General features: G+C 44.0%; 22 protein-coding genes. 8 read left to right on the top strand and 14 right to left on the bottom strand.

Annotated features, from left to right (window positions below):
• Window positions 1-143: 143 nt before the first annotated feature.
• Both R8N47_RS00185 and R8N47_RS00180 read left to right on the top strand, forming a co-directional pair.
• A complete protein-coding gene (locus R8N47_RS00185; protein WP_064354860.1) occupies window positions 144-1070 on the top strand; it encodes a DMT family transporter in 927 nt (308 codons plus the stop codon).
• Between the two features lie 94 nt (window positions 1071-1164).
• Window positions 1165-1827, top strand: coding sequence for a flagellar brake protein (locus tag R8N47_RS00180; protein WP_054576118.1), 663 nt, complete (start codon window positions 1165-1167; stop codon window positions 1825-1827).
• A 2-nt stretch (window positions 1828-1829) separates the two neighbouring features.
• Here R8N47_RS00180 and R8N47_RS00175 read toward each other — a convergent pair whose 3' ends face one another.
• From R8N47_RS00175 to R8N47_RS00140, 8 genes are all read right to left on the bottom strand, one after another.
• Window positions 1830-2867, bottom strand: a complete 1038-nt coding sequence (locus R8N47_RS00175) for a DUF2955 domain-containing protein (protein WP_017635179.1) — start codon at window positions 2865-2867, stop codon at window positions 1830-1832.
• Between the two features lie 12 nt (window positions 2868-2879).
• Complete coding sequence (locus R8N47_RS00170; RefSeq protein WP_005373588.1) at window positions 2880-3938, bottom strand: HlyD family secretion protein; 1059 nt, start codon at window positions 3936-3938, stop codon at window positions 2880-2882.
• A gap of 35 nt (window positions 3939-3973) precedes the next feature.
• Complete coding sequence (slyA, locus tag R8N47_RS00165) at window positions 3974-4429, bottom strand: transcriptional regulator SlyA (RefSeq protein WP_005373589.1); 456 nt, start codon at window positions 4427-4429, stop codon at window positions 3974-3976.
• Between the two features lie 304 nt (window positions 4430-4733).
• Window positions 4734-7310 carry a quorum-sensing autoinducer 2 sensor kinase/phosphatase LuxQ gene (gene luxQ / locus R8N47_RS00160; protein ID WP_005373590.1) on the bottom strand — a complete coding sequence of 859 codons (2577 nt, stop codon included), beginning with the start codon at window positions 7308-7310 and terminating at the stop codon, window positions 4734-4736.
• Window positions 7310-8407 carry an autoinducer 2-binding periplasmic protein LuxP gene (locus R8N47_RS00155; protein WP_005385634.1) on the bottom strand — a complete coding sequence of 366 codons (1098 nt, stop codon included), beginning with the start codon at window positions 8405-8407 and terminating at the stop codon, window positions 7310-7312. Before R8N47_RS00155 ends, luxQ begins: the two co-directional genes overlap by 1 nt.
• A gap of 331 nt (window positions 8408-8738) precedes the next feature.
• On the bottom strand, window positions 8739-9056 hold the full coding sequence (locus R8N47_RS00150) for a GIY-YIG nuclease family protein (protein WP_053349265.1): 318 nt from the start codon (window positions 9054-9056) through the stop codon (window positions 8739-8741).
• A complete protein-coding gene (locus R8N47_RS00145) occupies window positions 9053-9703 on the bottom strand; it encodes a YceH family protein (protein ID WP_054577764.1) in 651 nt (216 codons plus the stop codon). Before R8N47_RS00145 ends, R8N47_RS00150 begins: the two co-directional genes overlap by 4 nt.
• 165 nt (window positions 9704-9868) lie before the next feature.
• Window positions 9869-10093: a hypothetical protein gene (locus R8N47_RS00140; protein WP_005385630.1), complete on the bottom strand. Its 225-nt coding sequence runs from the start codon at window positions 10091-10093 to the stop codon at window positions 9869-9871.
• Window positions 10094-10313: 220 nt separating this feature from the next.
• Between R8N47_RS00140 and R8N47_RS00135 the strand changes: the two genes are divergently transcribed.
• Together R8N47_RS00135 and R8N47_RS00130 are read left to right on the top strand one after the other, a co-directional pair.
• Window positions 10314-10628: a DUF496 family protein gene (locus R8N47_RS00135; RefSeq protein ID WP_005373603.1), complete on the top strand. Its 315-nt coding sequence runs from the start codon at window positions 10314-10316 to the stop codon at window positions 10626-10628.
• Window positions 10629-10749: 121 nt separating this feature from the next.
• The gene (locus R8N47_RS00130) at window positions 10750-12087 is read left to right on the top strand and encodes an MATE family efflux transporter (RefSeq protein WP_005385628.1); all 1338 of its coding nucleotides are present in this window, start codon (window positions 10750-10752) and stop codon (window positions 12085-12087) included.
• Between the two features lie 74 nt (window positions 12088-12161).
• Here the strand turns inward: R8N47_RS00130 and R8N47_RS00125 are convergent, their stop codons facing one another.
• On the bottom strand, window positions 12162-14798 hold the full coding sequence (locus R8N47_RS00125; RefSeq protein WP_054576123.1) for an ATP-binding protein: 2637 nt from the start codon (window positions 14796-14798) through the stop codon (window positions 12162-12164).
• Window positions 14799-15413: 615 nt separating this feature from the next.
• On the opposite strand from R8N47_RS00125, the gene R8N47_RS00120 reads away from it, so the two are divergent.
• Together R8N47_RS00120 and R8N47_RS00115 are read left to right on the top strand one after the other, a co-directional pair.
• Complete coding sequence (locus R8N47_RS00120) at window positions 15414-16847, top strand: glyceraldehyde-3-phosphate dehydrogenase (RefSeq protein ID WP_017635170.1); 1434 nt, start codon at window positions 15414-15416, stop codon at window positions 16845-16847.
• A 240-nt stretch (window positions 16848-17087) separates the two neighbouring features.
• Window positions 17088-17309, top strand: coding sequence for a hypothetical protein (locus tag R8N47_RS00115; protein WP_005373607.1), 222 nt, complete (start codon window positions 17088-17090; stop codon window positions 17307-17309).
• A gap of 142 nt (window positions 17310-17451) precedes the next feature.
• Here the strand turns inward: R8N47_RS00115 and R8N47_RS00110 are convergent, their stop codons facing one another.
• The 3 genes from R8N47_RS00110 to R8N47_RS00100 form a co-directional block, all read right to left on the bottom strand.
• Window positions 17452-18066: a LysE family translocator gene (locus R8N47_RS00110; RefSeq protein ID WP_005373611.1), complete on the bottom strand. Its 615-nt coding sequence runs from the start codon at window positions 18064-18066 to the stop codon at window positions 17452-17454.
• A 109-nt stretch (window positions 18067-18175) separates the two neighbouring features.
• Window positions 18176-19090: a LysR family transcriptional regulator gene (locus R8N47_RS00105; RefSeq protein ID WP_042522676.1), complete on the bottom strand. Its 915-nt coding sequence runs from the start codon at window positions 19088-19090 to the stop codon at window positions 18176-18178.
• Window positions 19091-19130: 40 nt separating this feature from the next.
• The gene (locus tag R8N47_RS00100; protein WP_005373615.1) at window positions 19131-19586 is read right to left on the bottom strand and encodes an Lrp/AsnC family transcriptional regulator; all 456 of its coding nucleotides are present in this window, start codon (window positions 19584-19586) and stop codon (window positions 19131-19133) included.
• A 327-nt stretch (window positions 19587-19913) separates the two neighbouring features.
• On the opposite strand from R8N47_RS00100, the gene yjeH reads away from it, so the two are divergent.
• Window positions 19914-21176 carry an L-methionine/branched-chain amino acid transporter gene (yjeH, locus tag R8N47_RS00095; protein ID WP_064354861.1) on the top strand — a complete coding sequence of 421 codons (1263 nt, stop codon included), beginning with the start codon at window positions 19914-19916 and terminating at the stop codon, window positions 21174-21176.
• On the opposite strand, the gene R8N47_RS00090 is transcribed toward yjeH, so the two are convergent.
• Complete coding sequence (locus R8N47_RS00090; protein WP_053307231.1) at window positions 21177-22622, bottom strand: PLP-dependent aminotransferase family protein; 1446 nt, start codon at window positions 22620-22622, stop codon at window positions 21177-21179.
• A 100-nt stretch (window positions 22623-22722) separates the two neighbouring features.
• Between R8N47_RS00090 and R8N47_RS00085 the strand changes: the two genes are divergently transcribed.
• Window positions 22723-23379, top strand: a complete 657-nt coding sequence (locus R8N47_RS00085; RefSeq protein WP_064354862.1) for a pyridoxamine 5'-phosphate oxidase family protein — start codon at window positions 22723-22725, stop codon at window positions 23377-23379.
• Here the strand turns inward: R8N47_RS00085 and R8N47_RS00080 are convergent.
• Window positions 23360-24682 (bottom strand): ATP-binding protein, encoded by a 1323-nt coding sequence (locus R8N47_RS00080; protein ID WP_005373622.1) that lies wholly within the window; start codon window positions 24680-24682, stop codon window positions 23360-23362. The two genes, R8N47_RS00085 and R8N47_RS00080, sit on opposite strands and share 20 nt — an antisense overlap.

The following is a 24682-nucleotide window of genomic DNA, read 5'->3' as shown; positions in this document are numbered from 1 at the left end:
CTTCCGTGCCTTTAATCACTAATAATTAACATTTATACGCAATTTATCACCAACATCAAGCCTAATTACGTCAAACTTTGCCTCCCTTTGGCAAGAGTTTTACTCAACAATTAACACATCATTTACAAATGGATATGTCGATAATGATCTTGGGATACGCAGCTATATTAACGACCTTACTGCTTTGGTCTGGTTTCTTTATTTCTTTAAAAGGGGGCGCAATTTCTGCCTTGCAGCCAGCCGATATCGCGTTAGTTCGCTTTCTAATCCCAAGTATAATTTTATTACCATTTGTGATTAAGCATAAACAGTCGCTACGCGTAGTGCCTAAACGCTACCTGGTTGGTGTTGTGGTTGGAAGCGGCCTTCCCTATCTTCTGGTCGTCGGAACGGCTATGCATTTCGCTCCCGTGGCGCACGGCAGTGCATTAGTACCTGGCACTTTGCCATTGTTTGTTTCTGCTATCGCGGTACTTTGTTATCAACAGTCGCTGAGTGCTCACCGCTTAATCGGGCTTTCTACGGTGTTGTTAGGGATTTTCGTATTCCTTCTTTCTAATAGCGGCGCAGAGTACAACTGGTCTCAGTTGCAAGGGCATATCCTGTTTCTAACTGGCAGCATCATGTGGGCTGCTTTCACCATCAGCGCTCGTGTCGCTAATCTTAATGCACACGTCTGTGCAGGATTCGTTGCAATCGCGTCTTTGGCTCTACTCATCATCGCCGTTGGTTTCGGGTGGGTAGACAGTTATTTGGTGGTAACACCGTTCAGCCAGTGGCCATGGAAGGAGTTATTTGGCCACGCGATGCTACAAGGTGTTGGCGCAGGTTTAATCGCTTCTTTCACTTTCATTTATGCAATTAGGATCATCGGTGCCGAAGCCAGCGCAGCTTTTGGTTCATTAACTCCAGTCGTCGCGACACTTCTTGCCGTTCCAATTTTTGGTGAACAACCAGATTCTCTCACTTGGTTAGCGCTGATGTTGGTCACATGCGGCAGTATTGTGGCAAGCCAAATCTTTATGAAAGGTGGAATGAGCCAAACTTATCGCCCACCACTTCACAGATAGCGATGATTTTACAAAAACTTATGCCTTACTATCTTGAATAACAAAATGGCGTTTTGATAGCCTCAGCTTAACTAAAAATTAAAACGCCAATGTGATGCCAGCCACTCATACTAAAGATGAACTGCATAGGTTTCTCAAACCGGGAATGAAACTTTCTACTAATTTCGAATTTGGGCCTAAGGATCAATATACGTATTCCACCACTTATCTTGGGATGAAAGAAAATGCTTATTTGATTCTTGATATACCAATGCGTTTGCTTGAAGAGCAAGTGATGAGAAAACTCCCCAACGCCGATATCATCGTGCGTGGAGTATCAGATACGGAGTTAGGCCATGTCATTGCGTTTAAGTCCAGCGTGCTGACGACGACCGTTCGACCATCCCCCCTTTTGTTTATCCGCATTCCAGGAACATTTGCAACCAAACCAGTTCGGGAACATGAGCGTTACAAGTTGCAAATGGACTGTAACGTTATTCATGCAGGGAATGTCTACGACGGTAGCCTTATCGATTTTTCTCTAGCAGGTGTTGGTATATCAACCTTGATTGAGCCCGAATTCAACGTGGGTGAGAGTGTTACCATCGAATGCCCGTTAAGCCACTATATCGGAGAAGAAAATCGATGTGTCATTGCCAACATTAAGAAATTGGTGAAGGGATGGGTAGTTGGAATTAAGTTTGCCAGTCCCATTGCGATGACTCACGAACTAAAAACAGAGTTACTGGAGCAATCCTTTCTAACCAGTAACGTCTGAACTTACTGCTCGCTAAAGCGCGTCGCCTCAAAGCTGTTGAGTATTCTGTGAACCGTATAGGTCACAAGCAGCGTCGCAACAATAGCAAACAAAATACTGCTCACGCGATACAGCGCACTGAACATTAAGTCACCATCCGGAGTAAGATATTGGCCGAACAAAATGCCTAATGTGGTTAAGCCGCCAAATCCGGCTCCCGAACCGCTAGACTCTTTCACGTGCATATAGCTGAACATCATAGCCCCAATCCAAAGCAATGGGACGATAAACAATAAGGTATCCGACCAATCGTATAATACAAGTTGTCCGACGATACCAAAGGTCACCCCCATCAAGGTCCCCATTGCTCTTTTTCGCGCATACCCTAAAGCACCGTTCCAATGCATAGGAAACAATAAAAGCAAGGTTGTCGCCTGAGCAGACATAGAGTCACTGAGGTCAAATAGCTGGAATACAAGGAAAGACATTGTAGCGATACTCGCCCCCATAAGGGCTTCATGACGCATGCGATGACTCTGTTTAGGCTGCGACGGTTTCGCTGGTGGCTGACGAGGTTCCGCATCGGGAATCAAAAATGTCACCACATAAGCAACGATCACTGAAATAACATTCGCTTGCAGATTGCTAAATATTAGGTCATTTAAGTCAGTGGTTGGATAACTCGCAAAATGCAGCATGATGCTTAAGCTCAGTACGCTGTTCGCTCCAAATAAGAATAAGCTCCCTTTTGACATACAGGCGAATTTATACAGAAACAACCCGAATGCAATGATTGTCATCATGCCAGGGTGCCCACCAAATAACCCACCAAGAACACCAACTTCTAATCCACACACAACCGCTGAAAAAATCAGTTGTCGTGCGGCATGTAGACTCATGACTGGCACCATTCCAAGTAACAGCATCGGGGTTACAGTAAAGAATACGCCATAGTTCCAACCAAATACTTTACATAAAGTGAAACCAATGGTCGCACCAGTTGCAATGCGCAAACACTGACGGAAGTCGTTTTCCGACATGGGGTGGTCCCATAACTTCATATCGCCTCCTCGTTAATAAATATAATGAAGAAGACTCAAGAATTGGATCTGGCACCTCGCTAACCAGCCAGATAATGCGTTTTCTGGCAACAACTGCACGGTTGCTCGTGCCCCTGCTGGAAATGCGCGCTGCTGAGGTTCATCGATAGCTAAATGTAAACGTAAGCGCTGCGCGTCTCTCACCCAACGGTTTGAGTCAGTTGGTGTTGCTAAGCGACCATCCGCATCGAATTGACCCGAGCTGACCCCGGCATCCACACTCGTAATACGAGCTTCAAATACATCACCAGGCAAGCTATCAAAAGCCACTAACGCACGGCTGTTCTGATTAAAGTGTCGTAAACTCTTTTCACGAAAGTCGGCAATGATATCCACGTCATCGGAGACTAAAGCGACAAGAGGTGTACCAGCTGCCGCATAGGCCCCCGTCTCCAGCTGCAAGTTAGCGACAACGCCATCATGTTCCGCCGAGACTTGAGTGTAAGACAGATTAAGTTCCGCTTGTTTTAGCTGGTTTTGCGCCACGCGGATATTCACATTCGTCGCGCCTAAATCACCGCGGTTTACTTCCAACTCTTTTAAACGAGCACGTGCGGCCAGTAAGTTCGCTTTAGCTGCCGTTGCGCTGCTCTGTGCGTCATCGCGCTGTTGTTGCGAAGTACCATTACGGTGAAACAGGGTATTAAGACGTTTCGCTTCGCGAACTTTTTGTTCCGCCACGATTTTGCTCGCTTCAACGTCTGCTTTTGCCGCCGCAATAGAAGCATCAAGTTGTTCGTTGTTTTGAATCACACGCTCAAGGTTAAGTTGAGCCTTTTCTACGGCGAGCTGATAAGGCTGGGGATCAATCTGAAATAGTAGATCGCCTTGGCTTATTTCTTGGTTGTTGGCAACATAAAGATGTGTAATCTGCCCACTCACACGGGGGGCCACTTTAGTTACCACACGCGTTGCCATTGCCTGAGGCGTCAACGGCATGGCGAGATCTGCAACTAGAAAATAGGCAAAGACAAGGACAAACGCGACGCAAGAATATTTGATCCAACGTGCGAATTTTTGATCTGGAGTCATAGGCGTTTACTTCTCTTTTTATTCGGTTTTCTGACTTATTCGCTAAGTGAATCAAGCGCATTGTGAGCAATCTGATCAAGAATCAATGAAAGCTGCTGAAGTTCCTGGTCGTTGATGTCCGTTAGGAGCTTGCTTCGAACTTGAAGAATCCGAGCCTCCATTTGCTTTAGTAGGGTTTTCCCCTCTTCTGTGAGGCTAACAATACGTGCTCGCTTATCGTGTTCACAGCAATGGCGAGTGATCAGAGATTGCTCTTCTAATAATTTTAATGTTCGCATCAACGACGCTAACTCGATCTCAAGCGCTTCAGCCAAATGCTTCTGACTGATGTTGTCACCCATTCGATAAAGCTTCCATAACGCAGTCCAACGCGGATACGTCAGGTTTAAAGGCTCTAACTCGCGATCTGCAACCATTTTCCACAAACGAGCAACACGAGATAATTTTTCAGCCAGAGAAAGGTCTCGCAAACTGTTGATGTCTTGAATCATAAGATCTACTCAATTACTTAGCGTGCTAAGCAATATAAAATAGTTAGCACGCTAAGTAAATATCTTTTTGTGATTGAAATCACATTAGGTGTGTCAGTGAAGGGGGATAAATCTAAGTAACACAACACGATGTTTGAATTTGAAATGCAGCGATGTACACAACAAACGTCGAGACCAATAAAGTCTGAAAAGTCTGATTTGTATAAGAGTAAAAGGGTCAGATACAAAAAAGCACAACCCACAGTCATGATGTTGTGCTTTTCAGATAATGAATAATTGGGTTATCCCGTAGTGAGCCAATTATTCATGTTCGCTCAACTAAGAACCGCTGTTTAAAATCCACAAATGCTTCATGGAGCGCATTTTCTTTAATCGGCTTGAGAAGCACGTAATTCGCACCCGATTCCATAAAGGCGTCACTGGTTTCTTTCGCGGTGTCAGCAGTACACGCATAAATTGGCGTGCCTAGTTTCAGCTTTTGTCGGATCTCTTTGGTCGTTTCAATTCCACCAAGATGCGGAAGTTGGTTGTCCATCAGTATCAAATCGTAAGTATGATCTTTTAAGAATTCCATTGCTTCTAACCCATCTTTCGCCCAATCAACCTGCATTTTGTACTTGTTACAAAACGCTTTTAGAATGAACGCGTTAGTATGGTTATCCTCTACCAACAACACTTTGAGACTCTCTGCAAATAGTTCACCTGGCTTAACTCGCAAACTCGAATCAAGAGGGGTGAGTACTCGCTCACGATCTTTCACTGGCATTGTAATGACAAAAGTCGTTCCTAAGCCTTTCTGACTGCGGACTTGAACATCACCTTCCAGCATGTCGACAAGACTCTTCACAATGGTCAGCCCTAAGCCACTGCCACCATATTCTCGAGTCGTTGTTGCTTCTTCTTGAACAAAAGGTTCGAACATTTGGTCGAGTTTGTCAGACTCGATGCCGATACCTGTATCCGAAATTTCCACGACCAGCACGCTATTGTCAGCGCCATAGAACTGCTCAAGTTCAGCATGCAAGCGCACGCTACCCGAGGGCGTAAACTTCACAGAATTACTGACTAGGTTGAATAAAATTTGGTTCAGACGAACTTGGTCAGTAAAGATTTCAACATTGGGATCTATTTTGTTTTCAATGACAAGGTTGACGCCTTTACTTTCACAAATAGGACGATAAATGTTTTCTAACGTTCGAATTGTATCAGTGAAAGAAAACGGGTGCTTTTGGATATTAAACTTACCCTGCTCAATCTTCGAAAAGTCCAAAATATCATTCAAAACAGCAAGTAAGTGCTCACCACTATGCCGAAGTACGTCAATTTGGTTATTCTGCTCTTCTGTTTCCACAGAGTCTTTTAGCAATTGAGCAACCCCTAAAATTCCATTGATTGGCGTTCGGATCTCATGGCTCATTTTAGCCAGAAAGTCGGCACGGGCTTGAGCAGATTTTTCTGCTTCTTTGCGCGCCAAGTTACTCTGTTTTTCCGCCTCAATAAGCGTGGTTATATCCTGACCTTGAACAATAATACCGCTAATATCTCCATCAACTCGAATCGGCGATAAGTTCCAGCGATATACTTTGTCTCCAATTGGCACATTAACGCCTGTCAACGTAGCTCCCTGAGCCGCCATGCGAAGGTGTGGCATCAACTTTTCTTTGAAACCTTTGAACACTGGGTGCATGGTTTCAACATCGTTTTCCATGACTAACTCTTTGCGTGCTGCCGGATTGATTTGGACAAGCACACCCGATTCAGACCACACCATAATAGGAGATAACGCAAAGTTAAACAGGTCGCGGAAAGAGCGCTTTTGTGCTTCAAGCTCTTCAAAAGTGTTTTCTAGTGTCGAACCAATATGATCGAATTCCTCAATATCTGACCCCTCAAAACGCTCAAATCCTTTTTCTTCACGAGCCGAGCGGGTATATGCCATCAGGGATCCTAACTCTTCAACTACTCGATTCTCGATCCATTCTTTAGTCATCAGCGCAATCATGACCATACCGATAACTGAGGCTAGCATTGCTAGCAGGTGTTGGATTTGCAATGTCACCACGCTCTGATTGTCTTGCACAGTAAGCAAGCACAAGTCAGTCTCGGCGGCATTTACCTCAATAGGGGTTTTGATGATCAATAATTGGTCAAGCTTGTGCTGGGACTCTCGTCGTTTGAGTACGTCAAATATTTGATAAGCCTCATCTCCTACTAATGAGCTTGCCAATGGTGTGTTGTTAGCGACCAACACAACATTGTCGACGTTGCCTTCATTTTTTAACCTTTCCATCAACCCAAAGTTATTATCTAAAACAACAACATTGTAAGAGTACCCCATCACTTCACCGGTTTTAGGTTGTAAAACGGGTACGCGACGAAGTAACAGATGGCGAGTTCCCATCGGGGTCTGTGAGGGTAGATAATACCAGTTGTTGCTAAAGGTCACCTGACTGGCAAGTCGGCTAAGTATCAGATTGTTGATGCCATAGAAATGCGCGTTACCATCGTCCCAAATAATACCTTGATGATCGGTTAGGAAACGAAACTCTGGTGTATGGGAAGGATCACTCTGGTCAATACTCATGAAAAAGTAATTGAGTGCCTCTTCATCACGTTCTGTATAAAAATCCAATACAACATCACTTTTCGAATTGCTGTTGTGATGAATCTGAATCGCTGCAAAATGGCTATCAAAAATGTTCAGGATCAGGGCAGAGGTCTGCTGCTTGGTTCGGTCGACTTCCTGCCAAATAATCTGCTTCGAGAAGTAATAACTCTGAACAAAGATGCCTAGAATGATCGGAGCAAGTACGAGAATAATTATTTTGGTAATAAGCGTCGACAGTGAGCGACGCTTTCTTGTTTTTGATGTAGTTGTCATCAATTATCTGAGTATCTAAATGCACGTTTTCTTAATGCTTCAATTCTTTCTGGAGAGTCCGATTTGGTAACGACTTCAAAATCACCAGAGTAAACGGTGGGAACTGGCTTTCCTTCTAAATCCCACTTAATGGCCTCAGCCATTGCAATACCTGTATCATCGTTCATACGCATAACGGTAACGTCTAACTCCCCTTTAGAAAGCGCCTCTAACTCTGCTGAACCGCCGCCCCAACCATTGATCATGACATCATCACGACCTAACTCTTTAAGAGCGTCAACAGCACCTAATGCTACATCGGTAGAACACGCGTAAATGAAGTCAACGTCCGGATACTTCTCCAAACTGGCTTTTGCAGCTTCATACCCAGATTGCTTTGTTGCTTTGGTGTAGTAAGCAGATTGTAGTTCAAATTGATTATCGCGGTTCACTTGGTTGATAAAAGTGTTGCCTCTGATGTCACTAATGTAGCCCTCTGAGAAGTAGAGAACACTATAGTGGCTATGTTTAGGGAAACGCTTGCCAAACTCAACGGCCAATTCACGACTTCCTTCTGCGTGGTCGAAACCAACATAAAGAAACGGCTGATGATGTTCCCAATCCCTAACAGGTGTGGTGATATTTTGTAAAATTAACTTGGTTTTCTTTGAATCTAAGACATGCTCAACAAACTTACGATGTCTTGTGGTATCTAGAGTAAAGATCAAGTAATCGGAGTTGCTTTTCAGCGCCTCCATTAAAGACAAACTTTGCTGCTTTATATCTGCATTAGGACGAGTAAACACTTGATTTAGTTGATAGTCGATATCAAGCTTATCTAGGCGTTTTTCAAACGCATCGATGTTTCGAATCCAATAATCAGAGATCTGCTGCCCTGGATAAACAACAGAAATTTTCAGTGGACGCTTTTTGTCTTTTGCTACGGGTACAGGGGTTTCTCTTACCACTTCAGCCAACGCACTAGTTAACTGCTTCTGTTGTGGAAACTGGTCTAAAAACTCTTGATATGCCCAATACCCATTAAGAACTTGGGTGGCCTGCACATTCGGCGCAAAAGCGGCCATTGAAATCAGGGAGAATACTAACGCTTTTTTCATCTACTGCTCTTTTAGCTTTTTTATGAGCCTAATTCAGCTCTATTCATTACCTAGCCGAGTCATCCTATACTCTTGTAATCTACCTTCCTCTTAGTGCCTGTTTCAATAGTAAATTAGTTCTTGGTCTGAGTGGATGCAAATGAAAGTACATTGAGTCGCTTCCTTTGTCTCGATAACGTAGAGACATTTCGCGCTTTTCATATTCAGGCCCTTTAAACAGAACACCAGCCCATTATGCGTCAGTTTATTCCTACATGGTACTCCAAAAACAAAAAGAAACCGCCAATGTGACATAGGCGGTTTCCGTGTATCTTTGCGTAGCAAGGGCTTATCAGAGTGCCACTATCTCTAACATCATTTGTTGATGTTCGTCGACGACAATATTTGCTTTTGACATAACGAGCAGCTCTTTTTTCGCTTTAGTTAGTTGCTTAATATAGTACTCTGCTCGCATGGCAAGCGTCTTTGACTCAAAATCCGATGACCATTCCAATATCAAAGGGCCCTTTCCCTTCAAAGCTTTAGCTCCTTTTCCGGTTTGGTGCTGATTGAATCTTCGTTCAACATCATTGGTAACACCACAATACAACGCGTTGCGGTTATTTCGTATCAGGTAGACACTCCAACGCTGCGTTGTATTTTCCATCATGAAAGCAGTAACTCAACCTTAGCTTTTAATTCATCCAGCTCTTCTTTAAGCTGAGCGACTTCGAGCTCTAGCTGACTTACTCGATCGGAGCTCGAGCTTGCAGCAGACACAGGCGCTGCAAGTTCGGACGCATCAACATCACCACAGAACAAATGCATATAACGCGACTCCCGCTTACCAGCCTCACGTGGTAATTTGACCACTAATGGTCCTTTCTCTTCACTTGCTAAATGCTCAAGAACCGTTTCCACTTCTTTTACATCATGAAATGTCGCGAGACGATTAGTACGAGTACGAATTTCCCCAGGCGTTTGAGCACCGCGCAAAAGCATACAGCATACAATGCCCTTCTCCTGCTCTGTCAGCTTTAAATCACCAAATTCCGTATTACAGAAACGGTGTTGATACTTGCTGACGCGGCTGTTGAACGCACTTTCGTCACTGACGAGCCTGCGCTCAATAAGAGCATCAACGGCATCGAGTACGTCTGACTCTGAGAGTGACATCACGGGATCACGGTTGCTTTTTTGATTACACGCGTTGGTTAATGCGTTCAGGCTGAGGGGGTAAAGATCTGGGGTAGTGACTTCTTTTTCGATCAAGCAACCAATAACTCGTGCTTCAATTGCCGTTAGCTCAACTTTCATAATGCATTTCCTTATTATTTTTGCATTTGACTTTGTACCTAAATCGCTTCGAAATCATACGCCATAAATTCACACAGCAGTGCAAGAAGCGTTAGCGGTTCAGGTGTTGGTGTCAGGCTAAAGCATAGCGTAAGACCTGACACCCCTTACGAATAGGGTCAGGTATCAATGCTCCGAGAGAATCGGCACTCTCGTCAAATTGCCATCTTGGTCGACCATCATTATTTTTGAACGATTAAGCTCAACTTCGATGATTTCGAGTTGCTCGCGAGCGTTGATATACGCCGTTTTTAACTTTTCAGCCACAGAGCGAGTGACTTGCTCATTATCTTGACTATTTACTTGCTCCGCAGTGTTACCAGAGTCCATATCAAGTTCATCATTTTGCATTCAATGGTGTTGATAATATAGTGAAGGCCACGTTATGACAATGAATCGATGGATTCTACGATGTTGGCCAAAACTCGAAGAAAGCAGCACGATTATATGGACACAGCGCAATTGGTTGAGAAATATTCAACTCTGCATTGCTATTGATCTAAAGACTGTTATGCCACTGGATGTTGTGCTTTAATCGAGGAAGATATTCATAAAATTAGGAAAGAGAACTATGAGTAGCGTATTTGAAATCGTTAACCAAGCTCGTCGTAAAAACAAACTAAAACGTGAGCTTCTTGATAACGAGAAGAAAGTTCGTGATAACCGTAAACGTGTTGATCTTCTAGAAAACCTTCTAGACTACATCAAACCAGAAATGACTCACGATGAAATCGTCGCAATCATCAAAAATATGAAAGCAGACTATGAAGATCGTGTTGATGACCACATCATTAAAAGCGCTGAGATCTCTAAAGCACGTCGTGACATCAGCCGTCGCATTCGTGAGCTGACTGAAGAAGACAAGCAAACTAGCGGCAAAAAATAAACGCGTAAGCTAGATTTTCGAACCCCGAGCAAGAATATCTTCCTCGGGGTTTATTTTTGTCTCTAAACTAACCGCCGTGTACAATCAATCTAACTCTTATTCCTAACGCATTCAGCTTTCTATGTCTTCAACTACGACAAGTACACAACCAACGCTTGCAAAACAATTATTTACGATGACCTGGCCAATGCTATTTGGCGTTCTGTCTTTAATGAGCTTTCAGCTTGTGGATAGTGCGTTTATCGGTCAGCTCGGCGTTTTACCGTTAGCCGCTCAAGGTTTCACTCTGCCTTTGCAAATGGTCATTATCGGTATTCAAGTCGGTCTAGGGATCGCAACGACAGCGGTCATTTCTAAAGCTCTTGGGGCGAATGAAAGTCGGTATGCCAAACAACTTGGCGGATTGGTATTGATGATCGGCTCAATTGGTGTCGCTATTTTTGGCGGGCTAATTTGGCTTTTGCGCTACCCCATTTTAGCTCTATTAAGCGCTCCAGAATCTGTTATGCCGATAATCGACAGTTACTGGCCTTGGTGGTTATTAAGCTCATGGACTGGTGCGGTTTTGTATTTTTATTACAGTATCTGCCGAGCTAATGGCAATACAATGTTACCTGGCACAATGATGATGATAACCAGCGGCGTGAACCTTGTGCTCGACCCGCTATTTATTTTCACGTTTGACTTGGGTATTAACGGAGCGGCAATAGCAACCATCGTCGCTTTTGGGTTTGGTATTTTAGTCGTCGCTCCTCGCGTGAAAAAGAATCACTGGGCAACGACACAATGGCAAGATCTTAACGTAGCCAAAAGTGTTGCATCTATCGGTAACATTATGGGCCCCGCGATGATTAGCCAACTGCTGCCACCGTTGTCTTCCATGCTAGCAACAAAATTATTGGCAAGCTTTGGAACCGCAGCAGTCGCCGCTTGGGCACTTGGTTCACGCTATGAGTTCTTTGCTATCGTTTCGGTCTTGGCGCTGACAATGTCTATGCCTCCAATGGTTGGACGCTTACTTGGAGCAAAGAACTATGAAGATATCCAAAGGCTCGTCAGTATTGCCGTAAAATTCATTCTAGGTTTCCAACTTTTGATTGCTGCCATTACATTTGCCGTCGCAAACCCACTCGCATTATTGATGACAAGTGATGTGCAAGTGGAGCAAGTCTTGGAAATGCATTTACTGATAGTGCCGATCAGTTTGGGTTCGTTAGGGGTTTGTATGCTAATGGTTTCTCTTTGTAATGCATTAGGCAAATCTTACACCGCGCTCACTATTTCAGCGCTGCGCTTGTTTGTCTTTTTCCTACCGTGCTTGTGGGTTGGCGCTCAAATGGATGGAATCCGAGGTTTACTCTTAGGCGCTTGTATCGGCAACCTGTTAGCTGGTGTTTCCGCATACCTAACCTATCGCCAAACCATACGCAAACTCGCAGGCGCTCAAGCCAACGCGTAACGATGAATAATCAGAACTAAGCCCCTGAAATGGGGCTTAATCGTTTTGACACCTTGTCTAAGTTGAAATGTTAGCTAGGCGAGTTTTAATTCACTAAAGAGCTCAAACAACTGGTTCGATTTATACGGCTTAGGTAAATAAGCATCCATGCCTGCCGCAAAACAGTTGTGGATGTCTTCTTCCAAAACACTCGCAGTGAGTGCGATAATCATCGTTTTTTCACGTCCTGCTTTCTTTTCCCAACGACGAATTTCTTTCGTCGCGGTCAGTCCATCCATCACGGGCATCATGCAGTCCATTAAAATTGCATCGAATTCTTCTCCCTTTGTGATGGCTTCTAACGCTTCTTGACCGTTGCTTGTTATCAAATAGTCATAACCTGCTTTATCCAGAAAGAAACTCGCTATTTTCTGGTTCATCAAGTTATCCTCCGCAATTAAGATCCTCCGATGAGAGCGCGACACTCGATATTCAGAGCTGACAACATTATTGGTGACATTGTCACTTGATATAGTCTTTTCAACCTTAGCTAAATCATCAATGACATGCTTAAATCGATTGCCAAGGAAAGGTAATGTGAGTACGGCATGTACTTTTTCTGCATTTTCGTAGGGAGTGGATAAATGATGCTGGCAAATAATCACACGGCGAAGATCGTAATTAAATGATAGATTATCCAAGATTTCATCGGTATTAGCGTCGTTACTGTGGCACAGAAATATGACATCAAAGTCATCATTTATCGCTTGCACTTCATTCACATTATTAACACCAAAGAGATTGATTTTCGCTAAGCGACACTCTTTTAATACTTGGTCGGCGTAGTCGTAATTTGAGCAGATCAAAAGCCCTTTATTAATCACCTCAGAACGCCAGCCAAACACCGGAATTGCTTCAACCTCAATCGAGAATTCAAAGCATGTGCCCACTCCTTTTGTAGATGTTGCTACGAGCTTGCCCCCCATCATCGACACAAGCTGACAACAAATTGCCAAACCCAACCCTGTGCCGCCAAATTGCCTCGACACTCCTTCATCTTCCTGAGTAAAGGGTTCAAAAATCGTGGTTAACTTATCTTGATCAATGCCTATTCCGGTATCTTCTACTTTAAACGTCAGCACTCCACGTTCTTTCTCAGGTAACTCCTCATAACTAACATCAACGCATACATGCCCACTTTCGGTAAACTTAACCGCATTCGATACCAGATTCGTAACTACCTGTTTGACACGATGATCATCGACCATCACGCGAATGGGGATATTTTCAGCTAAATTAATACCTAACTTTAGCTGTTTAGATGTTGCTTTGGATTGGAATAAAATCATCGACTGATACACGACTTCTCGGATATCCGCTTCTACTAGTGACAGATCCAATCGTCCAGACTCGATTTTAGAGAGATCCAATATATCGTTAAGTAAAGTAAGCAGTGTTTGAGATGAGGAGTCAATGTCATCAACAACTTCTTGTTGATGCGAAGACAACTCACTTTGAGAGAGTATTTCTGTCATGCCCATGATCCCGTTAAGGGGCGTGCGTATTTCATGTGACATGTTGGCAAGAAACACAGATTTTGCACGATTAGCCGATACTGCTGACTCTTTTGCATGCAGTATTTCTTCAGTTTGTCTCTGCATTTCTTCAACCACTCGATTCACTTGCTGAGCAAAAATGGTCAGTTCATCACTTCCATCAACTTTGACTTTTGTTTGCTTCTCTTCGGAGTTGATCAACGCGTTTAAAGTATGAATGATCGCATCGAGTTTGCTGTTAACTCGGAACCAAGTACTAAATCCGAGCCAACAAAGCAGGATAACCACTAAGGCAACGCCAAAACTGATCATCGCTATATTGGCCTTTTGTTCATGAACCTGCGTGAGAAGCGACTGCTCAGTTTGTTTGGTGAACCCATCAATGAGCACTTGTAAGCGCTGCACACGAAAATCGAGTTCTTTTAAATACGCGGCATAGTCACTTTGTGACATGTCTCCTGACATTAATTGTCCGCGAGACGCCAAGTTTCTCTGATATCTCGGCGAAGTAAACAAGCCAAGCAATTTATCCACTTGCTCGTATGACCCACCTAAGTTTAAAAACGCATCCAAATTTTGCTGCTGTCGGTCAATCGCCTGATAAAACATACTTTGACTTAGCCGACTCTCAGGGTCTTGGACTAAACGGTTCGTCAGCCAAGCTTCTTTCTGTGTCCAAAAAGAGAGCTGAGCAAGGTAGGCAATAAAATTTTGCATGCGAATGCCGTCGTCACTGCCATACCATTGATGATTTTGCAACAAAGAGCGCGACATATTTTGGAGCTGTTGAAATGCCCAATCACCCAAATCGTCCATCTCACTCAATCTACCTGACAATACCCCCAGCATGGCTTCTTTCAGGTCATCAGCATACTCAGCAGTATTAGGGTTACTCACAAACTTTTGATGCAAAGAAGAAATAACTTCACCTTGTTCTTCAATATTAATGGCTGCAGAGACTTGAAGATCAGGCTGTCGGCGTACTTTCTCTATGGAGTAAATAAAGTGGGAGGCCTTGGATATCAATTGGAAACCTTGAATATTGCTAACCGTTTGATTGAGACGGCTCACGCGCAACGCATTATCAGAAAACTGCTGAACTGCAAACACCACTATTACCACAGCGGGTAATAGTGCGAGGAGTGCTAAGCGTGTTTTTATTGATAATCTCAACATCCATCAGCCTAATGGTTGATTTCATCCGTTTATTTAATATTAGACTAGTTTCCCGCATTGAAAGGCATATACGACATTGTTACTTTCAAACAACATTCACCTACCTAGACTATGGTTATTGTGAGTGTTTTATCATCGGCTAATGAAGTGGCAATTGTGATTCAAGTCATATTTTTTGATCTTAAAGTTGGATGCAAACAATAAAGTTTCACTCACAACTAAGAGTCGCCTCACTTTTCAGGAAATCATCTATTGTATGTTTACCTATTGAGTTGCCTTATCGAGGAAAATCACACAAAAATGCAAAATATCCATTTTTGTCAACAAAACTAATTTGAAAGCAAACGTTATCATCGCAAAAAAAGTAAGTTACTTTCTAAATGTCAATACGTGAAAACCACTGCTTTAGTCACATTAATCCACCACTAACGTCCCCTTAAGTAGTGTTTTACACTGGATTTAATTTTCCTAGCAGAATAAGGACTCCGACCTTAGAATCCGCACACATAACTATTACAACCCGATTACATAACCCACCACACTCTTGCACGCTGCCGAAGAGGCAACAGCAGAGAGTATGGTTAGCCCCCAAAACGTGAAAGGTCTAATACAACAATGAGTCCAGAGAAATATCTCCAAGACTGGCAAACTAGCCAAACGATTGCTGAATCTATTTCCCCTCTAATTGGTAAGCTATATCGTCAAAAAGGAATCGAAGTGGTTCTGTTTGGTAAAACGCTTATTAATGCTACTACTATAGACATTCTCAAAACTCATCGCGTTGCAAGACGTTATACCGGTAACCCACTTTCGCTTGAGCACACGATGCCTATTATTCAAGCGCTTTGTGAAATGAGCATTTCTTCATGCCGTGTCGATGTTGGCCAATTGGCAACTATGTACTGGAATGAACATGACGATACAAGCTCTCTAAACGATTTCCTTATCACTGCACTTGATGGCGCTCGCGACGCAGATTCTTCACTGAAAGCGCGTGATGTGGTTCTTTACGGGTTCGGTCGCATTGGTCGACTACTTACTCGCCTTCTCATTGAGAAAAGTGGTCCAGGTTACCCACTAAGACTACGTGCGATTGTGGTTCGTGGCGGTAAAAAAGGCGATTTGGAGAAGCGTGCTAGCTTGCTGCGTCGTGACTCAGTTCACGGTCAGTTCAACGGTAGTATTGTTATCGATGAAGAGCGCAAAGCACTGATCGTTAACGGCAACTACATCCAAATCATCTACGCAAATAATCCAAGCGAAGTGGATTACTCAGCTTTCGGTATCAATAACGCGCTAGTTGTTGATAACACAGGTGTTTGGCGTGATTCTGAGGGTCTGAGCCAGCACTTAGCGTGTCAAGGCGCAGAGAAAGTACTGCTAACAGCACCAGGTAAAGGTGACATCAAAAACGTTGTATTCGGTGTAAATGAGTCTGTAATTCAAGAAGATGACACCATCATCTCTGCGGCAAGCTGTACAACAAATGCAATCACGCCAGTCCTTAAGGCTCTGAACGATAAATATGGTGTTCTTTCTGGCCATATTGAAACCGTGCACTCATACACAAACGACCAAAATTTGATCGACAACTTCCACTCTGGTGACCGTCGCGGACGTAGTGCTTCACTAAACATGGTTCTGACTTCAACAGGTGCGGCAAAAGCAGTTGCTAAAGCATTGCCAGAGCTTGCAGGCAAGCTAACAGGCAACGCGATTCGCGTACCGACACCAAACGTATCTATGGCAGTCGCTAATCTAAACTTAGGTGAAGACGTAGACCGTGATTCACTGAACGATTACTTGCGTGAAATGGCGTTGAACTCTGAGCTTTCGGCACAGATTGACTACACCGATTCAACAGAAATTGTATCAACTGACTTAGTTGGTTCTCGTCATGCAGGCGTCGTAGATGGTCAAGCGACTATCGCACAAGACAAGCGTTGTGTACTTTACATCTGGTACGACAACGAATTCGGTTACAGCTGCCAAGTTGTGCACTGTATGGAACAAATGATGGGTGTTCGTTACCAAACATTCCCTCGATAGGTGAACTTTGCTCCACAACGTTAACCACATAGCGTAGCGGACAATATCTCATATTTGTTCTAAATAATAAGCGCCATGCGCATTACTAATATTTTTCCCCGTTTATACGCCTGATCACCCTCAGGCGTTTTTTCGTTTCATTCATTTGACACTCTCCGGACAAAGTGAACGTCAGCATTCATGTTTTGTTCATGTTCACAGCATTAATCTGAGCACATAAATTACAGAGAGGTCATGATTATGAATCGGATTATTGTAACTGCACTAGCACTGATTACCGGCTTTTTTACGTTAGTATTTAGCTTGATCATTGCGATTCCGTTGACCATCGCAGCATTAATTACCGGTAAACGTATTGAAAAGCGCGTCAAGAAAATGCAGAGAGAAATGCACGAAGAGTATGAGTTTAATACAGGTAAAGCAGATGCGATTGAAGGTGAATTTGAAGAGGTTCGCCGGTAAGTAAATAAGATTTAGATGAGTTTCTCTCCCCCGACCGCTCCTGAGAAACTTCTTGCTTTCACCCTGTCCTTAAAATGGCAGGGTGCTTTTTTGAAAAGCAGCCACACGGGCTGCTTTTAGTATTTCTGTCTTGCGAGCTTGTCTATACCGTTACGACCACTCTAAGAGCCAGCAGCATGAGTACTACCCCTGACAAACGATCAATCAACACTGCCTTAGAGCGAATTCTGTCAACGACTTTAGAGCTCGATAGCACTAGGGTAATAAAGGTGTACCAAAGCCCATCCACAACAAACGGCGTGGCAACAATGATCATCTGATTACTCAAATCATTACCGAGCGCGACAAACTGACTGAATAATGCGATAAAAAACAAAGCAATTTTGGGACTTAAAATCGAGATAAAAAAGCCTTCTCGCGCAGACTGGATTACCGTTGTTTCCTCACCTGACTCCAACTTCGCAGCCACACCACCTTTTGAACGCAAAGCATTAAACCCTAAATACGCAAGATATGCCGCACCCACAAGGCTAATCGTCTTGAACAGCATCGGGCTTTGCTGCAAAACAACAGCGAGCCCAATCAAGGTAATAAACGCATATATACCAATGCCAAACGCATGAGCCCAAGCCGTAGCTAATCCATTGATACGTCCACCAGCCAACGAGTGCTTAGCGACAATAGCTAAGCTGGGACCTGGTGACATAGCCCCTAATAAACACACGGTAAAAAGTGATAACCAAACTGTTAGTGTCATAAGAATCTCCCCTCTTTGAAGCTCACTCTATCAACGGAAGAGGTATAATTAGAAATCAAAGTTATTCATACTAATCATGACTTCAAGTCATAGCTAAACGGTGTACGTATTAGCGAATGGAATACTCAGAGATTTGCATTACTGAGCGAATCTCTTCTCGCACCCATTTATGCGCAGGATCCGTGTCGTATTTGGGGTGCCACATTAACCAATATTGATGAATAGGTGTTTCGAGTGGTAATGCTTTATGGGTTACGTCCCAATGTTTAGCGAGGTTAACGGCAATATGTTCAGGAGCCACCATCAGGTGCTCACTTGCAACTAAGCGATTGATCGCAGCAGAGAAGAATGGAACCTTAAAGGTAACGTGGCGGGTGTGCCCTAGCTCTTTCAATGCTAAATCAGTGTAGGAATCTTTGTCTCCGCCGCCAGTCACTTTAATGTGTGAATATGAAATCAAGTCTTCAATACTGATCTGGTCCTGCTTTGCTAACGGATGAGAAGATTTCATCAAACAAACTGATGAATCCTCACCAATTTTAACGCTCGACACACTCTGTGGTTTTTCTGGATACATAGAAGACGCGATATGGATGCCCGTCTCATGAAGTTTATCAAGAAAGTTGGGTTGCCACAGTCGGTACGCCATATCTAACTGTGGCGCTTGTTCACCCAAGTGAGAGGCAATATCGGGCAATACGTATTGCGCCACGTAGTCACTAGAAGCAATAACAAGCTCACCTTGCCACTGCCGCGGCTCAAAAGGTTGGTCATCGAGTAAATGGTCAAACTCAGCCAGTAATGCATCAAGCTTTGATTTTAACGCTATTGCTCGTGGCGTTGGTATCAGTTGATTACCTTGACGAATAAGCAGTGGGTCACCACACAGATCGCGCAATTGTGCAAGCTGTCGACTGACGGCAGACTGCGTAATGTGCAAACGTTCTGCGGTCCGGCTGACATGACACTCCTCTAAAAGTACATGCAAGGATCTAAGTAGATTCAAATTAATGTTGTTTAACATATTCGCTCAGAAGGGTTTTCAACATGGCATCCATTCATGGTCACTTCACAAACAGGTTCCCAGTCGTGTTAAAGAATTCAGCTAAGACGGTATGAGTCATCAGGTTTCGAAGCTCTGGATATCGTTGAATTTGATCTCTGATTTCATTCAAGCGAGCCATAGTAGGCACTTCGACAAAAACCATCATGTCCGTCTCACCGCTGATCGCATGACACCATTTTACGCCATCAATTTTGTATAATTCGTCCGCGTATGATTCGCAATAATACGTAGAGGTTGATTTATCGAACTTTAAGGCAAAATAGGCGCAAATCGAATCCCCACCCGAAGGCGCAATTTCAGCGTGATACCCTAGAATCACTTTGTCATGCTCTAGCTTGCGAATACGGGCCGTTACCGCAGAACGAGAAAGGTTTACTTTATCCGCAATTTCAGTCACCGACAGCCGAGCGTTGTGCCTGAGCAGATCCACAATCTTATGATCAAACTTGTCCATACCGTTACCAAGCTTTCCTTATTTTTCTCATTCTATACCGATTCTAACTGCATAAGAAACCAACATTTTGTTGGAATTATTTAAAACAACCGTCATATTGACGGTTTAGTAAATCATTTTGTTATTAACATTTTGGATATGCTATTTGGCGGGCATGAGATGAGTGCTGTTATCCATTTCAACAGAAAATAGATAACACATTGAAATCAAATTCCCACCTTATACACTCAACACATAAATAGCATCGCTTAAACACATAAAACGAAATAATCAGAAGCTACAAGCTTTTTCGTAATAAGCCTCATAACATTGGATGAATCAATTCGCATGGAAGAGCTCAAAAAAGACATTTCACTCACATCAGGTATCGCACAGTTATCCACCACATTAATGGGAACGGGGCTGTTTATGATCCCGGCTATCGCAGCAGGTATAGCTGGCTATTTTTCACTATGGGCTTGGATTTTATTGTTCATCGCGATTTGTCCTATTGCGCTGACTTTTGCTCAACTGGGTAAACGATACCCCAACGCGGGCGGAACAGCCTTTTTTGTACGCAAAGCCTTTAACGCCAAGCTGGAAAGTAGTGTCGCTTGGCTATTTGTTAGTGTCATTCCGGTAGGGGTTCCGGCCGCGATTGCACTCGCCGCAGGCTTTCTACAACAAATATTGCCAGAGCCTATTAGCAACAATCTGTTTGCACAAGTTCTCACGGTAGTACTTCTTGTGTTCGTCAACTTGATGGGCACAAAATCATCAGGTCATTTACAAACTCTTATTGCTTTGAGTGTCTTCGCACTTGTTGGCGCATTTTTATGGAAAGGCGACGTTAACAGCGCCGATCTTGTGATGCCCGCCATCACACAAGAGTCAATTTGGCCTATTACCGCAGCGTTAGGCGTGATGTTCTGGTGTTTTGTTGGCATAGAGGCTTTTGCCCATATGGGGGAAGAGTTCAAAAACCCTCAAAGAGATTTCCCTATTGCCATTGTGGTCGGTTGTTTTGTAGCAGGGGCTACCTATTGGGCATGCTCTGTCGTTATTTTAAAATTTGGCGCGTATGGTAACGCTCAATTTGATAACGCATCCATCCCCTGGCTTAGTGCCCAACTACTAGGCGATGGAGCCAAATGGATAATCAGCTTGATAGGTTTCTCCGCTTGTTTCGCGAGCGTTAACTTATACACACAGAGCCTAGCGCGAATGGTCTGGGCTCAAGCTCGGGAACATCGTCCTTCTAGTCCACTAGCCAAGATTTCGCGTCATGGTGTCCCTTTCTCAGCCACCATATTAGTTGGCGGTATATTATTGATATCTTGTGTGATCGGAACCCTATCACAGCTCGATCTGGAGTTTTTCCTAAAACTCGCAAACAGTGTATTCGTTCTGGTTTACATGTTGGCGATGTTAGCCGCTTTCAAATTGCTTCGAGGATTTGGTAAAACACTTGCGGGACTGTCCCTACTGCTTTGTACCGGTGTTTTTATATGTTTAGGCTGGTCAATGTTTTATGCACTTGGCATTTTTACTCTACTTTTACTGCCTTGGAAACAGTGGCGACATAAGCGACAAACACGTGTAGTTGAATAGTCATCGCTTCCCATTTCGAAATATGTGAGCTAAACGTTGGATACCAGCGTCTATGTTCTCTAACGCGATATTGCCGTAACCAAGCACGGCACCATGCCAGTGACGTGCTTGAAAATCTGGGTGTTCATAATAGCTCAAAGGTCGCAAGATGATCCCTTCATGCTCTGCTAGTTTTATAAAACGCTGCTCATCCATACCGTCTTGCCATTTCAACGTAACATGAAGCCCCGCCGCTTGGCTAACGACGCAAACACGGTCGCCAAAATGCTGTTGAATGGATACATGCATCTGTTCATGCTTAGTTTTGTACAGTCGACGCATTTTTCGAATATGACGTAATAACCCACCTTCAGTAATAAAGTCTGCCAATGCTTCTTGTGTATGCGTCGGCGAATCACCACTTAACGCATCCTTAACCACTAAGCATTGCTCTACTAAACGTTCAGGAACTACAAGGTAGCCAAGCCGCAATCCGTTAAACATCACTTTACTGAAGGAACCCACATACAACACACGATCATCTCGACCCATTTGAGCTGCTAGCCCCTGTAAGCTGGTATAGGGACGATGAGCAAACTGGAATTCGCTGTCATAATCGTCTTCGATGATCCAACGTGACTGTTCGACTGCCCAGTTGATGATCTTCCCTCTTTGCTCAGTATTGAGTGTGGTGCCCATCGGATATTGATTGCTTGGGGTGATATACAGGGCATCGGCATCGCTTGTGGTCACAGCTTCCACATCAAAGCCTAGTTTCTCTCGGACGAATAAAGGCTCAAATTTATACTGCTGGAATTGAATCAACTTCCGCATTTGCGCGTAACCTGGTTGCTCCATCAGAACCTTATCACCTTGTTTGAGCACTACCATCGTCGCAATCGACAACGCTTGCTGCGCCCCAGAGGTAATAATGATGCGCTCTGGAGAACAATTCACTGAACGGCTAGATGCAAGGTAGTCAGCTAAAGCACAGCGTAATGTCCAACTGCCCTGAATATCTTGGTTCCCCAACAAGCAAGTACGAGACATATGGCGAGTGAGTAACTTTTGCCATTGCGCCATCGGAAATGCGTCCAAATCCGGTACACCCGGTGCAAATGCGCGGTTGATATCAAAGTGAGCTTTCGGTGATGAGTCTCTCTGAACTGAACTAGGTTCAGGCAAGTACTGCTCTGGCAGTTCTACGGCAACATAAAAACCAGAACCTTTTTGGCTGTTCAAGTACCCTTCCGCCACTAACTGTTCGTAGGCAGAAATCACGGTATTCCTACTTAGATTAAGCTCTTGTGAAAGCTTCCGCGTAGAAGGCAGCTTCCCATTCTTCATCCACAGTCCTTGAACAATTTTCTTGCGAATAGCAAAAAACAACGCTTGCTGGCGCGTTCCTTCACTGTCTTTTAAATGTAGGTCACCGATATCAATCAAAGACAAACTGGATCCATCCATTAGTTAAAACTGGCTCTCTTTAAGCTACCAGTTAAACGCTACATTGCAATCAAAGAATGAGAATAAATCGCTCGTAATCGTGAGCAAGCAAGGAGAGAAAATGCTATCCAACACCAATAGAACGGAAATTAAAAAAGGCGCACATAAAGCCGTCTCTGATGTTAGCAAACTGCACGCCATCATAGATGAAAGCCTAATCGCTCATATTGCGATAACCAACGAGTCAGGCCCTGTGGTCATCCCTATGCTGGCATGGCGTGTCGATGATTACGTGTATATCCATGGTGCCAACAACAGTCGACTGTTACGCTCACTCAAACAAGGAGTGCAAACGTGCTTAACCTTTACTTTGTTTGATGGTTGGGTATTGGCTCGAAGTGCGTTTCACCACAGTGCGCATTATCGCAGTGCTGTGGTCTTTGGCCAGTTTGAGGTGGTGGAAGATAACCAAGAGAAAGACAGGTTGCTGAATCACTTTATTGAACAGATCGCTCCGGGGAGAACAGAACAAATCCGTTTGAGTAATGAAAAAGAACTCAAAGCCACCATGCTGCTGCGTATTCCACTCACAGAAGCATCAGTGAAAATCAGCAATTTTGGCGTCAACGACGATGCGGAAGACATGGACATCCCTGTTTGGGCAGGTGTCCTACCCTACCGAACCGTCGTAGGTCCACTGCAAGCTTGTGACGATTTGTATGAAGGTATCGCAGAGCCAGACTACCGCAGTGCCTACTCTAACCGTTGGCAGGAATAAGCACCGTAAAACGTGCGCCGCCTAAGTGACTCTCGCCGACAGAAAGCTCCCACCCCAGTTGCCGCGCTGCACTGGTAGCGATGGCAAGCCCTAAACCAAAGCCTTTCATGTCGGCGTTGCGGCTTTTGTCTAAGCGCGAAAATGGCATAAATACTTCTTCTCGCATCGCCTCAGGGATGCCCGGACCATCGTCCTCAATATCGATGCTCCAGCAATCCGCTACCGTTCGAATCGTCACCTCAACGCAGGACTCACCATAACGCTTGGCGTTTTGCAGTAAATTATCGAGGACAAGGTTACCCAAAGTAGGCTGAAAGTGAATCAATTGGTTCGCGAGTTTATTTTCTGCTCTCAACATGGCGGACTCTAAGCCTAGGTAATTCATGCGGCTTTTACACCAAAGTGGCAGTTCCATGGTTTCAACAGAATCGATCCATGAGTGGTTTTTCACACTCAAGCGAGACAGCATGACAATGTCGGATGTTAAATCCGTCACGACATCAACGTATCGTTCAATATCGTCATGTAACTCTGCCTGCATTTCACCACTCGTGCGTCGAGCTAAATCCGTCGCTAGCTGAATACGACTCAGCGGAGTGCGCACTTCATGAGGAATAGCTTGAGTAAAGATGTGTGTTTGGCGCACTCGTCTCTCAATCTCTTCAGACATGCAGTTGAAGCCTTGGGCGAGCTCTTTCACGGGTTGCGAAAATTGCTTTAGCTCGACTCGCGTATTCAACTCACCAGAACCAAATTGTTGTTGCGCAGCCGTTAGTTGCCGAATTTGGCGGTCAAGACGTCGTACAGGTATGTAAACCATAATGCCTAAACTGCATACAACAACCAAAAGTAGAGTAAGTATAAATACAATCTCAGAATCTTCATTCCAATCAACGTGTGGGCTAAAGAAATCCGTTTTTTCTTTGAAAACTAAACTCTTCGAAGTGTTAGGCAAAGGGAATACCGCAGCATAGGTACTGCCATCAATAAGATAAACAGGTATCCCTTGCATACGGTACAGCAGATTACAATCTCGACAAGGCGGTGATCCGTCCCAGTTTTCAACCAATGTTAAATCAAAGATAAAGAAATCTTGCTTGCCGTTTTCGGTTAACTTCTTGTAGAGAGAATCCGGAGTGCCTCGTTGCTCAATGTATTGATCGACAAAATAAGCACCGTCACTCAAAAAAACACCGACTTCTGTTTTGCGCATGTACTCTTCCCCCATAAAGAGAAACAAAGCAACAGTCAGCGCAAGGCCAGTTACTAACCCCACATATAGACGAGTAAACAGGGAAAACAT

The sequence above is a fragment of the Vibrio sp. 2132-1 genome, assembly GCF_033344315.1.
The sequence above is the reverse complement of the archived record's forward strand: the minus strand, read 5'-3'. Positions and strand labels throughout refer to the sequence as shown.

Coding starts and splice junctions, on each gene's coding strand:
- R8N47_RS00185 (WP_064354860.1), top strand. CDS start 144: ATGATCTTGGGATACGCAGCTATATTAACGACCTTACTGCTTTGGTCT.
- R8N47_RS00180 (WP_054576118.1), top strand. CDS start 1,165: ATGCCAGCCACTCATACTAAAGATGAACTGCATAGGTTTCTCAAACCG.
- R8N47_RS00175 (WP_017635179.1), bottom strand. CDS start 2,867: ATGAAGTTATGGGACCACCCCATGTCGGAAAACGACTTCCGTCAGTGT.
- R8N47_RS00170 (WP_005373588.1), bottom strand. CDS start 3,938: ATGACTCCAGATCAAAAATTCGCACGTTGGATCAAATATTCTTGCGTC.
- slyA (WP_005373589.1), bottom strand. CDS start 4,429: ATGATTCAAGACATCAACAGTTTGCGAGACCTTTCTCTGGCTGAAAAA.
- luxQ (WP_005373590.1), bottom strand. CDS start 7,310: ATGACAACTACATCAAAAACAAGAAAGCGTCGCTCACTGTCGACGCTT.
- R8N47_RS00155 (WP_005385634.1), bottom strand. CDS start 8,407: ATGAAAAAAGCGTTAGTATTCTCCCTGATTTCAATGGCCGCTTTTGCG.
- R8N47_RS00150 (WP_053349265.1), bottom strand. CDS start 9,056: ATGATGGAAAATACAACGCAGCGTTGGAGTGTCTACCTGATACGAAAT.
- R8N47_RS00145 (WP_054577764.1), bottom strand. CDS start 9,703: ATGAAAGTTGAGCTAACGGCAATTGAAGCACGAGTTATTGGTTGCTTG.
- R8N47_RS00140 (WP_005385630.1), bottom strand. CDS start 10,093: ATGCAAAATGATGAACTTGATATGGACTCTGGTAACACTGCGGAGCAA.
- R8N47_RS00135 (WP_005373603.1), top strand. CDS start 10,314: ATGAGTAGCGTATTTGAAATCGTTAACCAAGCTCGTCGTAAAAACAAA.
- R8N47_RS00130 (WP_005385628.1), top strand. CDS start 10,750: ATGTCTTCAACTACGACAAGTACACAACCAACGCTTGCAAAACAATTA.
- R8N47_RS00125 (WP_054576123.1), bottom strand. CDS start 14,798: ATGTTGAGATTATCAATAAAAACACGCTTAGCACTCCTCGCACTATTA.
- R8N47_RS00120 (WP_017635170.1), top strand. CDS start 15,414: ATGAGTCCAGAGAAATATCTCCAAGACTGGCAAACTAGCCAAACGATT.
- R8N47_RS00115 (WP_005373607.1), top strand. CDS start 17,088: ATGAATCGGATTATTGTAACTGCACTAGCACTGATTACCGGCTTTTTT.
- R8N47_RS00110 (WP_005373611.1), bottom strand. CDS start 18,066: ATGACACTAACAGTTTGGTTATCACTTTTTACCGTGTGTTTATTAGGG.
- R8N47_RS00105 (WP_042522676.1), bottom strand. CDS start 19,090: ATGTTAAACAACATTAATTTGAATCTACTTAGATCCTTGCATGTACTT.
- R8N47_RS00100 (WP_005373615.1), bottom strand. CDS start 19,586: ATGGACAAGTTTGATCATAAGATTGTGGATCTGCTCAGGCACAACGCT.
- yjeH (WP_064354861.1), top strand. CDS start 19,914: ATGGAAGAGCTCAAAAAAGACATTTCACTCACATCAGGTATCGCACAG.
- R8N47_RS00090 (WP_053307231.1), bottom strand. CDS start 22,622: ATGGATGGATCCAGTTTGTCTTTGATTGATATCGGTGACCTACATTTA.
- R8N47_RS00085 (WP_064354862.1), top strand. CDS start 22,723: ATGCTATCCAACACCAATAGAACGGAAATTAAAAAAGGCGCACATAAA.
- R8N47_RS00080 (WP_005373622.1), bottom strand. CDS start 24,682: ATGTTTTCCCTGTTTACTCGTCTATATGTGGGGTTAGTAACTGGCCTT.